11 protein-coding genes and 1 pseudogene are annotated in these 14,562 nt (G+C 68.5%); 6 read left to right on the top strand and 6 right to left on the bottom strand.

Features of this window, described 5'->3' with window-relative positions; translation table 11 throughout:
- Position 1: 1 nt before the first annotated feature.
- Positions 2-730, top strand: coding sequence for an SDR family oxidoreductase (locus C8E99_RS12800; RefSeq protein ID WP_115932603.1), 729 nt, complete (start codon positions 2-4; stop codon positions 728-730).
- Positions 731-985: 255 nt separating this feature from the next.
- Here the strand turns inward: C8E99_RS12800 and C8E99_RS12795 are convergent, their stop codons facing one another.
- Entirely contained in the window at positions 986-2,671 is a 1,686-nt protein-coding gene (locus tag C8E99_RS12795; RefSeq protein WP_115933478.1) for a dihydroxyacetone kinase family protein, read from the bottom strand.
- 40 nt (positions 2,672-2,711) lie between these two features.
- Here C8E99_RS12795 and C8E99_RS12790 point away from each other — a divergent pair, with 40 nt between their 5' ends.
- Together C8E99_RS12790 and C8E99_RS12785 are read left to right on the top strand one after the other, a co-directional pair.
- Entirely contained in the window at positions 2,712-3,212 is a 501-nt protein-coding gene (locus C8E99_RS12790) for a MarR family winged helix-turn-helix transcriptional regulator (RefSeq protein WP_170144602.1), read from the top strand.
- 136 nt (positions 3,213-3,348) lie between these two features.
- Positions 3,349-4,389 (top strand): ABC transporter substrate-binding protein, encoded by a 1,041-nt coding sequence (locus C8E99_RS12785; RefSeq protein WP_115932601.1) that lies wholly within the window; start codon positions 3,349-3,351, stop codon positions 4,387-4,389.
- 97 nt (positions 4,390-4,486) lie between these two features.
- Here C8E99_RS12785 and C8E99_RS12780 read toward each other — a convergent pair whose 3' ends face one another.
- Both C8E99_RS12780 and C8E99_RS12775 read right to left on the bottom strand, forming a co-directional pair.
- A complete protein-coding gene (locus tag C8E99_RS12780; protein ID WP_115932600.1) occupies positions 4,487-5,764 on the bottom strand; it encodes a cytochrome P450 in 1,278 nt (425 codons plus the stop codon).
- 275 nt (positions 5,765-6,039) lie between these two features.
- Positions 6,040-6,732: pseudogene (locus C8E99_RS12775) on the bottom strand (ABC transporter substrate-binding protein); the annotation flags it as partial.
- Between the two features lie 150 nt (positions 6,733-6,882).
- On the opposite strand from C8E99_RS12775, the gene C8E99_RS12770 reads away from it, so the two are divergent.
- From C8E99_RS12770 to C8E99_RS12760, 3 genes are all read left to right on the top strand, one after another.
- The gene (locus tag C8E99_RS12770) at positions 6,883-7,662 is read left to right on the top strand and encodes an IclR family transcriptional regulator (RefSeq protein WP_170144601.1); all 780 of its coding nucleotides are present in this window, start codon (positions 6,883-6,885) and stop codon (positions 7,660-7,662) included.
- A gap of 144 nt (positions 7,663-7,806) precedes the next feature.
- The gene (locus C8E99_RS12765) at positions 7,807-10,302 is read left to right on the top strand and encodes an S-layer homology domain-containing protein (protein WP_115932597.1); all 2,496 of its coding nucleotides are present in this window, start codon (positions 7,807-7,809) and stop codon (positions 10,300-10,302) included.
- 84 nt (positions 10,303-10,386) lie between these two features.
- A complete protein-coding gene (locus C8E99_RS12760; protein WP_245952323.1) occupies positions 10,387-11,580 on the top strand; it encodes an MFS transporter in 1,194 nt (397 codons plus the stop codon).
- A gap of 70 nt (positions 11,581-11,650) precedes the next feature.
- Here C8E99_RS12760 and C8E99_RS12755 read toward each other — a convergent pair whose 3' ends face one another.
- The 3 genes from C8E99_RS12755 to trxA all read right to left on the bottom strand — a co-directional run bounded on the left by C8E99_RS12755 (position 11,651) and on the right by trxA (position 14,509).
- Positions 11,651-13,414 (bottom strand): MDR family MFS transporter, encoded by a 1,764-nt coding sequence (locus C8E99_RS12755; RefSeq protein ID WP_115932595.1) that lies wholly within the window; start codon positions 13,412-13,414, stop codon positions 11,651-11,653.
- Complete coding sequence (locus C8E99_RS12750) at positions 13,411-14,040, bottom strand: TetR/AcrR family transcriptional regulator (RefSeq protein ID WP_115932594.1); 630 nt, start codon at positions 14,038-14,040, stop codon at positions 13,411-13,413. The genes C8E99_RS12755 and C8E99_RS12750 overlap by 4 nt, the downstream gene beginning before the upstream one ends.
- 97 nt (positions 14,041-14,137) lie before the next feature.
- Positions 14,138-14,509, bottom strand: coding sequence for a thioredoxin (gene trxA / locus C8E99_RS12745; RefSeq protein WP_115932593.1), 372 nt, complete (start codon positions 14,507-14,509; stop codon positions 14,138-14,140).
- Positions 14,510-14,562: the final 53 nt, after the last annotated feature.

Raw genomic sequence — 14,562 nt, 5'->3', positions numbered from 1 at the left:
CATGAGCAGTCAAAGCCCCCGCGTCGCGGTCATCACCGGCGCTTCCTCCGGCATCGGTGAGGCAACCCCCCGAGCCCTCCACGCCACCGGCTACCGCGTCGCCCTCCTCGCCCGCCGCACCGACCGTATCCAGGCGATCGCGAACGAGCTCGGCACCGGTGCTCTCGCCATCCCCGCCGACGTCACCGACCGAGACTCCCTCACCGCCGCCGCACAACAGCTGCACGATGAGATCGGCAACACCGACGTCCTGATCAACAACGCCGGCGTCATGCACCTCGGCCCCTTCTCACCCGACCAGCGCGATGACTACCGACAGATGATTGACATCAACCTACTCGGCGCGATCACCACCACTGAGGTCTTCCTCGATCAGCTCACCGCTTCCCCCGGCGGCGACATCGTCAACATCTCCTCCGTCGCCGGCCGCACCGCCCGCGCAGGCAACGGCGTCTACGCCGCCACGAAGTGGGGCATCAACGGATGGTCAGAATCCCTCAGACAAGAGCTTCTTCCCGATGTCCGCGTCACCCTCATCGAACCCGGCGTCGTAGCAACCGAACTCCCCAACCACATCACCCACAGCCACACCAAAACCGCGATCACCGACCTCTACGACAAAGCGACAGTCACCCCCGAAGACATCGCCGAAGTCATTGCTTTCACCCTCTCCCGCCCCCGGCACCTGGCCATTAACGAGATCCTGCTCCGCCCCGCCGACCAAATCTGACCGACCCCGCCGATGTGTTTGGAACTGTAAGAAAAACGATGTGTGAGGGTCCGGCCTGATCCGAAGGGGGACGGCCGTGACTGACACACCCTTGATCGGACAGTACCGAGGCTGGGGCGGCCGAATCTCCTGCCAGCCAGCCTTCGCACCTTTCCCTCGGTCAGTATCGTTCCGGGCACACACTGAGGTGCTCCTGCTGACGGGAGTCGTCACGTCTGTGGCACTAGTGGCAAGCCGCGCAGCCATGTCCCCAGGCTAATCAGAGCACTCTACTGCCCGGGCCGCCGCGTCCAGCCACAGGTAGACAGCCCAGGCTCCCGGGTCCAGGTGTCCCTTGACGCGGTCCCCCGCGTAGCTGGAGCGGCCCCGGCGGGGGGCCATGTCCGCGGTGGCCTCGGCGCCGGTCCGGGCCGCGTCGGCAGCGGCGCGTAGGGCCACCGGCAGCGGTGCTGATCCGGCACCGGCGAGGGCCTCAGCCGCCGGGGCGAGGGCATCAAGCATGGTGCGGTCTCCCGGGCAGGCCCCGCCCAGATCCTGGATCCCGTGCTGGCCGGCGGCCAGCGCCCTGGCCCAGTCAGCGGATGCAGGCCGGTCGATGCCGGTCAGCGCCTCGGAGGCCTTCAGCAGGAAGACGGCATACAGCGGCCCCGAGGTGCCCCCGATGCTCTTGCGGACCACCGCGGAGACCCGCCGCAGCAGCAGGTCCGGACGGCACGGCAGGCTGACCTGTTCCTGGAGCACCGCGCGGGCGCCGCGGTCCAGGCTGTGGCCGAGGTCGCCGTCGCCCACCTGCTGGTCCATGGCCGTGAGCTCAGGCTCCGCGTCCTGCAACGCCCGCAGGACAGCCTCCAGCACCGTCCACCAACGTCCGGCGAGCGCCGGACCCTCCAGGCCGAACGCCTCGGCCGGCGGCGCCGCCAGGAACGGCTCGGTATTCACCCGGCCGGAGAGGGCAGGCCACGCCGACGTCTGCGCCGGCGCATCCAGAAGGTCCAGCAGGCCGTCGTCCACGGCCAGGAGGGACACGGACACGCCTTCCATCTCCATGGCCGTCAAGAAGGTGCCGGACCACGCCCGCACCACGTCGAGCCCACGCTCCTGCAACCAGGTCAGGGCGGCGTCGGCCACCAGGGAGACCTCCATCACCGAGCTGCCGCCCAGGTTGTTGACCAGCAGGGCGACCCGGCCGGCGTCGGGAATCCGGTCCACGGCCAGGCAGGCTGACAGCAACCGGTCCACGGTCCCACGGGCGGACGCCAGGGCAGAGCGCTGCACCCCCTGCTCCCCATGGATTCCCAGGCCCCACTCGACCTCATCCTCACCGAGCTCGAAGCTCGGGCTGCCGGCGGCCGGTACCGTGCACGAGCCCAGGGCCACGCCCATGGTGGCGAGGGAATCCGCCGCGGACTGCGCCGCTCGTGCCGCAGCATCCAGGTCCTGGCCCGCAGCCGCCGCGGCCCCGGCGATCTTGTGCACCAACACCGTGCCGGCGATCCCGCGATGCCCTGCGTGGTCACTGGACCCGGCGAGGGCGACGTCATCCGCCACCACGACCATCCGGACGTCGATGCCGTCCGCGCGGGCCAATTCCGCAGCCAATCCGAAGTTCAGCCGGTCACCCGTGTAGCTCTTCACGATCAGCAGCACCCCGGCCCCGGAGTCCACCGCACGGATGCCGGCCAGGATGTCGTCCACCGAGGGGGAGGTGAAGACCTCACCCGAGACCGCTCCGGTCAGCATCCCGGCTCCCACGAAACCGGCGTGCGCGGGCTCATGGCCGGCGCCGCCACCGGAGAGGACCGCCACCCGGCCACGCTCGGAGGCCCGGTCTTCCACCACCGTGCGGGAGCCCTCCAGCAGCCGCAGGCCCGGGTTCATCCGCACCAGTCCAGTCAGGGATTCGACCACGGCGTTGCGCGGGTCGTTGATGAGCTTCTTCATGCTGTCCTTCGTCTCTGGATTGGTCACTACTGATGGTTTGATGGGCCTCATGACGTCCGCCGCCGAACCGATCCGCACCCGACTCAAGCACACGATCGACCGGGAGACCTTCCCCCCGGCCTACCTGTCCCTCGTGGACAACGCCCACGTGTGGGGCGGATCGCGCCTCTACAACGAGCGGTTCGGGGTCACCTCGCCGGACTTCGCCATCCTGTCCACGCTGTCCAACCGCCCGGGATGCCAGGCCGTGGACATCTCGGAGCAGGTAGCCCTGGACAAGTCGGTGGTCAGCCGGCGGCTCCAGCGCCTGCGGGACAAGGGACTCATCTGCTGGGAGCAGGAGGGTTCCCGCCGCCGGTTGTTCCTGACTCCCCAGGGCGCCGAGGTCCACGATGCGGTGCTGCCCGTGGCCCTGGAGCGCGCCGAGCTGATGGTGCAGGGCTTCTCCACGGAAGAACGTGCGGTGCTGCAGTCCTTCCTGCGGCGGATGTACGAGAACATTCCCCTGATGAACAACCCACCCTCACTCGACAACTCCTGAAGCGCTACGTCACAGATTTTTTGGTACTTGTCGAATCGTATGTGAGATGCGACACTCGTTGCAATTGCAACTCGGAAAGTGACTCTCCCGGTCATGTTCCGCCGGACCCCGTCCGGATCACCCAAGGCAGGTACCCATGAACAGACTTCGCGCCACCCTCGCCACCGCGGCCGCCTCCATGCTGGTGCTGACCGGCTGCGGCAGCGGCACCACCTCCGGTGCCGCCACCTCGGAGGGGGCCACAGCGGGCGCCGGCTCCGCTGCGGCCTCCACCGCCTCCGGCCCCGCGGCCGACGGCGAGCTGCAGACCGTTCGCGTGGCGGCCGTCCCCGTGGTGGACGTGGCTGCCATCTACCTCGGCGAGGAGAAGGGCTTCTTCGCCGAGAAGGGCATGACGATCGACATCCAATTCACCACCGGAAGCTCGATCTCCATCCCCGCCCTGCTGCAGGACCAGTACGACATGGTCTACACCGGTAGCGTCAACGCCTTCCAGGCCCGTGAGAAGGGGCTTCCGGTGATCGCCGTGGCCGAGGGCGGCCGCACCACCGGCGAGCCCGGCGCCGACCACGGCGGCATCGTGGTCCCCGAGGGTTCGGAGATCCAGGATGCCGGCGACCTCGAGGGCAAGTCCGTGGCCGTCAACGCGGTCAAGGGGCTCCACGAGGCGGCCATCCGGCAGTCCGTGAAGAAGGCCGGCGGAGACCCGGATGAGGTGAATTTCCTCGAGCTGGCCCTGCCGGACATGCAGCCGGCCCTGGAGCGTGGCTCCGTGGACGCCATCTCCACCTCGGAGCCGTTCCTCGGCAATGCCAAGGAGGCCGGACATCGCCTGATCGCCGACCCCTACATCGACGTGGACCCGGAGTTCGTCACGGCCGTCTACCTGACCTCGGAACAGAAGTGGGCCCAGGACCCGCAGTTCGTCCAGGACTTTGTGGAGGTCGTCAAGAAGTCCCAGGAGTACGCCACTGAGCACCCGGAGGAGTTCCGGACCGAGCTGTCCAACTTCACGGAGATCGATCCGGAGACGGCCAAGACCATGATCCTCACGAAGTTCGGCTGGGGCTTCCCCGAGCAGGCCATGCAGCGCGGGGCGCAGGCCGCGCAGGAGGCCGGCATCGTCGAGGATGCCGAGGCCGGCCTGGACGGCCTCGTGGTGGACGTCCTGCAGTAGACCGGGAGCACCACCAGCCCCCACACGGCGGGCCGCCCGACCGGATCCTGCCGATCCGATCGGACGGCCCGCCGTCGTTCCTGGGGTGCGTTCGCGCCTACGCCGCGGTCAGCCGCAGCGGCAGGCTGTCCCAGCCCCGCAGGGTGTTGTTGAGTTGAAGTCGGGCCTCTCCGACGACCTCGATGGAGGCGACCTTGCGGGCCAGCGCCCCGAGCAGGCATTCGCCCTCGAGCCGGGCCATGATCTGGCCGACGCAGGAGTGGATGCCGAAGCCGAAGCCCACGTGGCCGGAGGCCTGGCGGCTGATGTCAAAGGTGTCCGGATCCTTCCAGTGGCGCGGATCCCGGTTCGCGGCGGCCAGGAACATCAGGATCTTGGATCCCTCAGGCAGATGCACACCGGACACCTCGGTGTCCTCATTCACCGTGCGGAAGAAGGTCTGGACGGGAGCCACGTAGCGGACGGTCTCATCGAAGGCCGCCCGGGCCTTGGACGGATCCTGGCGCAACGCGGCCCACTGTTCCGGATTCTCGGCCAGCTCACGCAGCGCGGCACCGATGCCATGGACGGTCGTGTCCACGCCAGCGGTCAGGAAGGACCGCAGCAACCGCGCCGACTCGTCCTCGTCCAACCCCGCTTCGGCGGCCTTCTCATGCAGGGTCGCACCGAACCGCCCGGGCTTCGGGGTGCCCACCACGCACTGCTCGACGATCCATGGAGCCGCCTGGCCTCCGGTCTCCATGGCCCGGTCGTAGAGGTGGTTCTGAGGGCCGAAGGCATTGAACGCCATGTTGCCGTAGGGCAGCAGGTTCTCCCGCCCGCTCTCGGACAGGCCGATGAAGTCCGGGAAGACGGACAGCGGGTAGGCGGCGGCCAGCTCGGCCACCCCGTCGATCTCCACCGTCGAGCCCTCGGCGAAGAGCTCGTCCACCATGCGGTTGGCGGTGTCCTGGAACTCCTCCCGAATCTGGCGCATCGTCTTGGGGTTGAACACCGAGGTCGCCACCTTGCGGGCCTGGGCGTGCTGGGGCGGGTCCGCCTCCAACAACAGCGACGGCGGCCGCCAGGGCTTCTCCTTCTGGTAGTCCGAGAGCCCCACACCGCGCCCGGACACGAAGATCTCGTGGTTCTGAAGCACGTGGACCACCTCGTCGTACCGAGCCACCGCATAGACGCCGTAGTGGGGCAGCCAGGCGACAGGCCCGGCCTCCCGCAGGGCCTCATGCAGGGGATAGGGATCGGTCAGCGTTTCATCCGAGAACGGGTCGAGGTCGACCACCGGGACGCCGGCGGGGGCGGGAGGAGTCGCGAGGGGCGGGGCAGGGCGCTCTCCGTGGGGGCTCACCTGGGTCTGGATGGCGGCGGTGCCAGTCATGAGGGCTTCTCCTGTCAGTTGGTGTAGGCCGTGCCCTGGACGTCCAGGGCCTCGTCGATCAGGTCGTATTCGAGCATCAGGTCGGCGCCCTGCTGGAGCTTCTCGAGGTCCAGCTCGGCGGAGAACACGGGCAGCTCGATCTCCTGCACCACCTCAGCGGTGACCGTGGTGAACTCCGGCACCAGCGCACTGAGGGCCTCACGGTTGCCGTCGAGGTCCTCCATCGATGAGGACAGGGCCGAACGCAGCCCGTCGATGACCTCGGGATGGGCGTCGGCGTACTCGCGGGTGGTGATCCATCCGGCCACGGGCATCTCCTCGGCCGGTCCCGCGAACAGGTTGCCGATCTTCACCAGCCCCTCCTTCTCGGAGACGGCCTGGAACGGCTCGACCTGCCAGACGGCATCCACGTTGCCGTTCTGCACGGCGGCGGCCATGTCCGGGTACGGCATCTCCATCACCTCGACATCGGCCGGCGAGAGTCCGGCCTCCTCGAGCTGGGCATAGAGGGCCACCGTGCCGATGTTCTGCAGGTTGTTCACCGCGAAGCTCTTGCCCTTCAGGTCGGCGATCTCCTCGATGCCAGACTCCGGGTCCACGTAGATGCCGTGATCGTCAGCGCCGACGTCGTTGCCGGCGATCAGGACGATGGGCAGCCCCTGCTGGGCGGCGAGCAGGGCCGAGGTGTAGTTGGCGTAGGTGACGTCGACATTGCCGGAGGCCAGGGCCGGGATGGCCGCCGCGCCACCCTGGGTCTGGGTCAGCTCGGCATCGATGCCGGCGTCCTCGAGGTACCCCTGCTCATCGGCATTAACCAGGGTGGAGGTGTGCACGAGGGGGAAGTAGCCGATGTTGACGGACTCCAGCTCGCCCGAGCCCTCCCCAGCGGCGGAGGACGATCCGGCGGCGTCCGCTTCGGCGCTGCTGGGTGCGCCGGAACCACAGGCGGTCAGGGTCAGGGCGGCCATGGACAAGACGCCGGCGGCCAGCAGGCTGCGGCGTCGGGCGGCCAGGAGTTTTCGTGTGGGCATCGTGGTCTCCTTGGTTGACGGGGGTGCCTTCGACTATGAGTCATGTCACACTGTTCCCGTCGCAGTTCTCCCTCTGAAAGGAAACGCATGGCCAGAACGTCCGCGGGCCGCTCCTCACTGAGCCGTGCGGTGGACCTGTTGGATGCCTTCGACTCCAACTCGGTGTTCCTCACCGCCACGGACATCGCGCAGCGCACCGGCAGCCCCGTTTCCACCACCCACCGCCTGTTGGGAGAACTCACCTCGCTGGGCCTGCTCGAACGCGCCCCGGACCGGACGTACCGACTCGGGGCGAGGATCTGGGAATGGTCGGCGCGCTCCCCCGGTGCCGCCGGCCTGCGGGCCGCGGCCCTGCCCCACCTGCAGAAGGTCCATCATGCCGTCCGGCAGCATGCCCAGATCGGGATCCTCTCGGGCCGCGACGTCCTGTTCATCGAACGCCTCTCCGCGCCGGACGCCGTCGTGAATTACTCGGTGATCGGCCAGCGGTTGCCCGCACTGGCCTCCTCGTCCGGTCTCGTCCAGCTCGCGTGGCTGCCGGAGCGGGAGCAGGAGGCCGCCCTGGCCGGTGGGCTGCAGCAGTTCACCTCGATGACCGTGACGGACCCGGCCCAGATCCGCCGCCGCCTCGCCGAGATCCGCCGCACCGGTCACGTCGTCAATGATGGCTTCCTGCACACCGCCGCACGCGGCATCGCGGTGCCGCTGCGTGGGCATCAGGATGACTTGCTGGGCGCACTCTCCGTCATCGTCCCCAACGATGCCGCTCCCGCCCTGCCCTACGTCACCCTCCTGCAGACCGCCGCCGCGGCGATCGCCCGGGACTACGCGGCCCTGACCAGTGGGCGCGATGTCCACCGTTCTTAGCGTGGTGTTCACCGGGCGCTCTCCTGCGCGTTGACGGCGACCGATGAACTGTCCAGGTCACGGTGGGGAAACCCCGCCGCTCATCACTCGCGCCTGGCCTCCGCACGGACAGGCGCCCCAGGCCTGAACATCGGAGCCCCCAACATGCAGCGCAAGCTACCCGCGGCCGCCCTGGCCGGACTCATGACCATCGGCTTCCTGGCAACCCCCGCCACCGCCACCGCCACCACCACCCCCGAGCCCGCCGGGCCCACCCAGCCCGGCGCTGAGTGCACCGCGGCGAACTTCGCCGACAACCAGGCCGGCTCGCAGTACTTCGACTACGTCCGCTGGATGCAGTGCTCCGGCATCACCACCGGCTACGCGGACAACACCTACCGCAAGGGCGCCGACATCGACCGCGGCGAGTCCATGGCCTTCGTCTACCGCTACCTCAACGAGGACTTCACCCCCGGCGAGGCCACCTTCCCCGATGCCCCGGCCGGTTCCACCCACTTCGAGGCCATCGAGTGGGGCGCCGCCGAGGAGATCACCACCGGCTACGAAGACGGCACCTTCCAGCCCCACCGCCCCGTGGAACGTGGCGAGTTCGCCTCCTTCCTCTACCGCGCCCTCGACCCCACCACCGACCCCGAAACCGACGTGAGCTTCCCGGACGTGGCCGAGTCCAACACCCACCACGACGCCATCATCTGGCTCGCCTCCGAGGACATCTCCACCGGGTACAAGGACGGGACCTTCAAGGCCAAGGACCCCATCACCCGCGGCGAGGTCGCCGCCCTCATGAGCCGCCTCGACGGCGTCATCAACCCCGAGGAGCCGGAGGCTCCGGAACCGGAGATGCCCGCCGGCGAGCCGGTCCTGCTGACCGATCCGTTCCTGCAGGTCCCCGACGTCGGCCAGACCAACGTCGCGTGGTTCACCGAGCTCGAGGGCAGCCAGCACTGGGTCATCACCGGTGATGTCTACGGCCTGACCGCCGAAGATCTCGCGCCCACCGTGGACAAGGCCACCAACTCCCGCTCCGGAGTCTTCCAGTCCGAGGCGGCCAACACGCAGTTCACCGTCACCAAGGCCGAGACCACGCAGATGTCCCGCACCGCCGAGGACGCGAAGTCCGTGCTCTCGGACGCCCCGGCCGAAGAGGACGGCATCGTCTCCCGGGACATCTTCCGCCACGAGGCCACCGTGACCGGCCTGGAGAATGCCGGCGAGGTCGAGTATCGCGTGGTCTCCCTCCTGGACGGCGAGCCGGTCCTCTCGGACACGTTCTCCCTCGAGGACGCGAAGACCGCCGAGGAGGACGCCAACATCCTGCTGACCTCGGACCACCAGGCCAAGAACAACACCCCAGCCAACCTCGAGTGGGCCGAGACGGTCATCGGTGACATCGACGCCGTCTTCATGGCCGGTGACCTGGCCAACGTCCCGGATCGCGCCTCCGAGTGGTTCGACTCGGAGAACGGCTTGGCCTTCTTCCGCGGCCTGCAGGGCAACGCCGGCTTCGAGGCCCCGAACGGCGAGACCTACGACGGCGGCGAGATCCTGCAGTACGCCCCCCTCTACACGGCCATCGGCAACCACGAAGTCCAGGGCCGGGTCGACGGCATGACCTCCCTGGACGAGTCCTTCAACTCCCCGGTGCCGCGCGAGGTGGCCCAGGCTGAATACGAGAAGGTCGCCGGGGAGGTCAACCCGGACGGCCACGCCGAGATCAAGGAGCAGTGGATCGAGGACAACTCCTTCTCCACCACCACCTACGAGGAGCTCTTCACCCTGCCCGAGTCCGAGTCCGGCGGCGAGACGTACTACGCCACCACCGTGGGCAACACCCGCCTGATCTCGCTCTACTCCACGCGTATCTGGCGCTCCGGCACCGCCGAGTCCGATCCGGCGGCGCGTCAGGCCGCCTCGCGCTTCCAGGAGGCCGCGGACACGCTGGACGACCCGATGTCCCAGGGCCACGGCTCGTTCATCTTCGAGACCCTGGCCGTGGACTCGGACCAGTACCGCTGGCTGCAGGACGAGCTGGCCTCGGACGCCACCACCGAGGCCGAGAACGTGGTCGTCATGATGCACGAGGGCCCGCAGGGCCTGGGTGACAACGTGACCCCCGCCTTCGCGGAGCCGACGAAGATCGAGGAGAAGGACGCCGAGGGCAACGTCACCGGCATCCGCTACGAGTACGAGGCGGAGAACAACAAGCTTCTCACCGACCTCACTCCGCTGATCGACGCCGAGGGCACCTCCGTGGACCTGGTGTTCAACGGCCACTCCCACCTGTGGAACCGCTTCGAGTCCGAGCACGGCGTGAACTACCTGGAGACCTCCAACGTGGGCAACTCCTACGGCGCCTACCACGAGCTCTCCGGCGACTCCCGTCCGGTGCCGGGTGCCCCGTGGAACGCGGACAATTACGTGGAGCAGGGCAGCCCGGGCGGTCTGGAGCCGATCGTCCCGTCCGAGCGTCCGTTCGCGTCCCTGGTGGACCCGGACCAGGATGCCCCGTACGTGGCCTCCAACGACTACAGCATCTTCACCAACCTGGACGCCCAGGCCGGCTCGGTGACCTCGTTCATCCTGGACACCAAGAACCCGGACGCGCAGCCGGAGGTCCTGGACGTGTTCATGCTCGACTGATCCGGTGATGTGACAGCATCAAGGGCCGCCGGTGTCTTCGGACATCGGCGGCCCTTGCCTTATTCCATGGCGTAGCTTGTCCTGGTGAGGCACCCGAAGAACCCCCAGATGCCCGACGGCGGCGCACCCCAGCGCGTACCCGTCTCCATCGCGCTGGCCTCCTTCACCTCCAGCGTGGACCGTTTCGCGGTCAGCCCGCTGCTGGTGTTCCTGGCCGTGGACCTGGGCGCCTCCCTGGACGAGGCGGTGGCCGTGGCCGGGGTGTACTTCCTCGCCTACGGATTCACGCAGCCGCTCTGGGGCGGCCTCTCGGACCGCTTCGGGCGGATGCGGATGATGCGGATCGCCCTGGCCGGCTCCGTGGTGTTCGGCCTGCTCTCCGCGATCGCGCCCACCCTGCCGCTGCTCATGGTCTTCCGCTGCCTGACCGGCGCGTGCTTCGGCGGGATCATCCCCACCGCCATCACCTTCATCGGGGATACCGTGCCCCCACTGCGCCGCCAGGCCGCGCTGGCGGACAACATGGCGGCCATCGCGGTGGGGACGGCGATCGCGACGGCCGCGGCCGGCGTCGTGGGCGAGACCGTGGGTTGGCGGCTGATGTTCGCCCTCCCGCCGGTGCTGGCCGTCGGCTGCATCGCGGCCCTGTGGACCACCGCCGAGCCCCTGCTGCCCGCCCGGCGGCCCCTGCTGGGGGCCTTCGCCGAGGCGTTGCGGCACCGCTGGATGCTTGCGGTGATCGGGTTGGTGTTCGTGGAGGGGGCCGTGGTGCTGGGGTTGCTGACCCTGCTGGCCCCGGCACTGCAGGACCAGGGACTGGACGCGTCCGTGGCGGGTCTGGCCGTTGCCGCGTACGGGGTGTCAACACTGGCGTGCAGCCGGCTGGTCCGGCCCATCCTCCGCCGGCTGTCCGTCCCGGCGACCATGGCCCTCGGCGGGGCGGGCATGGTGGCCGGCTACGCCGCCGTCGCCGTCCACGTCTCGGTGCCGACGGTCGCCTTCGCGGCCGCCGCGCTGGGCTGGACGTGGGCCCTGCTGCACACCTCGCTGCAAGTCTGGGCCACGGACGTGCTGCCGGGGCTGCGCGGGACCGCCGTCGCCCTGTTCGCCGCCTCCCTGTTCGCCGGCAGTTCGGTGGGCACCCTGGTGGCGGGTCCCCTCGCCGACGCCGGCCAGTGGGCCTGGCTGTTCAGCGCCACGGCCGCGGTGGCCGCGGTACTGGTGGGGCTCGTGGTGGTGGCGCAACGGCGCTACCTGCGTTCCGTCCCGCCGTCCTGACCCGGGGGCGGTCAGCAAGGACCAGAACGCTGAATTCCTACCTGCCGCTCCACCGGGAAGGCCGAGCCCGTCAGCGGCTGAGCACTTCGCTCCGGTCCTTCATCTGGTCCGCTGGCTGGGACTCGTCGACTCCGCGTCCTTCACCGGCCTGGGCGGGGATGGTCGCCCGAGCGGCCTCAGCCGAGACGATCGACATGCTGCCCGTGGCCAGCGGTTCAGCCTCGACCGAACGCTCGATCCGGGTGGCCAGGGGCTTCTGCTTGAGGAACATCAGCAGCACCGCGGCGATGACACCCAGGGGCGCGATCCAGAGGAAGATCGGGGTCAGGGCGTCACTGTAGGCCGTGATCACCGTGTCATGGAGTGGTTCCGGCAGTCCGGCGATGACATCTGGGGTCAAGGACTCGGCGCTGCCCATCTGCCCGGCCCCATCAGCGGGGAGGCGCTCGGTGAACAGATTGGCCAGGCGGGCGGCGAACAGGCTGCCGACCAGGGAGGAGCCCAGGGTGGCCCCGATCTGGCGGAAATAGTTGTTCGAGGCGGTGGCGGTCCCGACCATGGAGATCGGGAAGGTGTTCTGCACGACCAGCACCAGGATCTGCATGGACAGGCCCAGGCCGATGCCGAGCAGGCCCAGGTAGGTGCAGGCCACCCACACCGGCTGATGCGGATCCATCAGGGACAGCAGCCCCATGGAGATCGCGATGATGAAGGCACCGACCACCGGGTACCACTTGTACTTGCCGTACTTGGAGACCAGCTGCCCCGAGACAGTCGAGGTGATGAGCATGGCGCCCATCATCGGGATCATCATCAGCCCGGCCACGGAGGCCTCCAGGCCGAAGGACATCTGCAGGTAGGTGGGCATGTAGCCCAGGGCACCGAACATCGCGACGCCGATGAACAGGCCGGAGATGGTGGTCAGCACGAAGTTGCGCTCCCGGAACAGGGTCATCGGGATCAGCGGCTCCGCGGTGCGACGCTCCACCAGCACGAAGCCGACGGCGGCCAGCACAAACAGCGCGGCGAGGCCCAGGATGATCGGGTCGGTCCAGGCATAGGTCCCGCCACCCCACGTGGTCACCAGGACCATGGCGGTGGTGGCCACGGCGATCAGTGCCATGCCGCCCCAGTCCAGGGTCGGGCGGCCCTGGGTGTTGCGGGGCAGCTTGAGGAACACGATGGCGGCCAACAGGGCCACCACGCCGATCGGGAGGTTGATCCAGAAGGCCCAGCGCCAGCCGGGACCGTCCGTGAACCAGCCGCCGAGCAGGGGGCCGATCACCGAGGAGAGGGCGAAGACGCCGCCCATGATGCCCATGTACTTGCCGCGCTCGCGGGCCGGAACCACGTCCGCGATGGCCGCTTGGGACAGGATCATCAGACCGCCGCCGCCGAGACCCTGAATCACGCGAGCCACGATCAGAGTGCCCATGTCCGGGGCCAGGCCGCCGACCACCGAACCGGCCATGAACACGGAGATGGCGAAGATCAGCAGTGGCTTGCGGCCGATCTGGTCACCGAGCTTGCCATAGATGGGCATGGCGATGGTGGTGGCCAGGATGAAGGCGGTGATGACCCAGACCATGCTGGACACTCCGTTGAGCTCACCGACGATGGTGGGCAGAGCCGTGGAGAAGACCGTCTGGTTCAGGGAGGCCAGCAGCATGGCCAGCATCAGGCCGATGAACAGCGGGACGAGCGTTCCCTTCGGAATCGCGGAGCCGGACGCGGCCGGGGGTGTGGCCGGGCCGGCGTCGGGCACAGTCTTCTGGACCGGTGCGGCGGGGGCGGATGCGGACCCCTTGAGAGCATCCTCGGGGCGGTGGGTCATGAAAGCTTCCTGTAGAGGTCCTGGTAGAGGTCAAGGGCGTCGTCCACGGAGGACTGTGCGAGATATCCGCCGGCCGCGCCACGGGTCACGATGAGATAGCGCAGCGGGACACCGGCCGCCATGGTGAGCATGCGGGCCGTCTGCTCCACGCTGTGGCCGTTGAGTCCGCCGGACCAGGCCGGATGGTCGGCCATAGCCGTGGCGATCATCTGATAGACGAGGTCCTCGCCCTGCATCATCATTTCCCGGCGCCGCAACAGCAGGTGCGGGAACTTCTCGAAGAGTTTGCTCCGCCGGTCGGCATCCCCCTCCGCGTACGTGCTCCGGCCGACGGTCAGCAGGAGTTCCGTGGTGCGGTGGATGAGCCCCTCTTCATCGAGGAAGTCCTCGGGGAGCTCAGGCGCACTGGGCGGCATCACGCCGAGGATGGCATCTTCCTTGGTGGAGAAATAGTTGAAGAACGTCCGCTGGGAGATTCCAGCCTCGCTGGCAATGGCCTCTACGGTGACGTGCTTGGTGTCGTCATCGAGGGCGAGCTCTGCGGCAGCGTCATGAATGGCGTGCCAGGTCTCGGTCTTCTTGCGCTCGCGAAGGGACGTCGAAGCAGGGGTATCCGTGGGGGGCATGCCTATATTTTTGCATAACTGCACTTATTGCGCAACTGCAAAATTGCAGTGATGCAGCTCACTGCACGTCAGCAGGGCCGGCAAGCGGCCCGGACCCTCAGTGGCTTGAAACTGCCTGCTCCTCCGCCATGCGGCGCACCTCGGCGATCTCCAGGCCCTTGACCTGGTCCAGCAGCTCTCCAAGGGCAGAGCCGGGCAGGGCTCCGGCCTGGGAGAAGACCAGCACGCCGCCACGGAAGGCCATCAGCGTGGGGATGGACGTAATGCCGGCCATCGCGGCCAGCTGCTGCTCGGCCTCGGTGTCCACCTTGGCGAACACCACGTCAGGGTGCTGCTCGGAGGCGGCCTCGAATACGGGGGCGAACTGGCGGCACGGGCCGCACCACGCGGCCCAGAAGTCAACGAGGACGGTGTCATTCTCGGCAACGGTGGTGCCGAAGGTGTCTACGGTGAGGTCAACGGTGGCCATGGGGCTCCTGTCAGGAGAGGGGTCGGGATCTACACCCCTCAACCCGTCCGACC

It is taken from the genome of Citricoccus muralis, from assembly GCF_003386075.1.
GTDB lineage: Bacteria > Actinomycetota > Actinomycetes > Actinomycetales > Micrococcaceae > Citricoccus > Citricoccus muralis.
This window is presented reverse-complemented; position numbering and strand designations above follow the sequence as displayed.

What these genes read in the sequence shown, in the direction of transcription:
- C8E99_RS12795 (WP_115933478.1), bottom strand. Translation starts at nt 2,671, where the DNA reads ATGAAGAAGCTCATCAACGACCCGCGCAACGCCGTGGTCGAATCCCTG.
- C8E99_RS12780 (WP_115932600.1), bottom strand. Translation starts at nt 5,764, where the DNA reads ATGACTGGCACCGCCGCCATCCAGACCCAGGTGAGCCCCCACGGAGAG.
- C8E99_RS12770 (WP_170144601.1), top strand. Translation starts at nt 6,883, where the DNA reads ATGGCCAGAACGTCCGCGGGCCGCTCCTCACTGAGCCGTGCGGTGGAC.
- C8E99_RS12750 (WP_115932594.1), bottom strand. Translation starts at nt 14,040, where the DNA reads ATGCCCCCCACGGATACCCCTGCTTCGACGTCCCTTCGCGAGCGCAAG.
- C8E99_RS12790 (WP_170144602.1), top strand. Translation starts at nt 2,712, where the DNA reads ATGGGCCTCATGACGTCCGCCGCCGAACCGATCCGCACCCGACTCAAG.
- trxA (WP_115932593.1), bottom strand. Translation starts at nt 14,509, where the DNA reads ATGGCCACCGTTGACCTCACCGTAGACACCTTCGGCACCACCGTTGCC.
- C8E99_RS12755 (WP_115932595.1), bottom strand. Translation starts at nt 13,414, where the DNA reads ATGACCCACCGCCCCGAGGATGCTCTCAAGGGGTCCGCATCCGCCCCC.
- C8E99_RS12765 (WP_115932597.1), top strand. Translation starts at nt 7,807, where the DNA reads ATGCAGCGCAAGCTACCCGCGGCCGCCCTGGCCGGACTCATGACCATC.
- C8E99_RS12785 (WP_115932601.1), top strand. Translation starts at nt 3,349, where the DNA reads ATGAACAGACTTCGCGCCACCCTCGCCACCGCGGCCGCCTCCATGCTG.
- C8E99_RS12800 (WP_115932603.1), top strand. Translation starts at nt 2, where the DNA reads ATGAGCAGTCAAAGCCCCCGCGTCGCGGTCATCACCGGCGCTTCCTCC.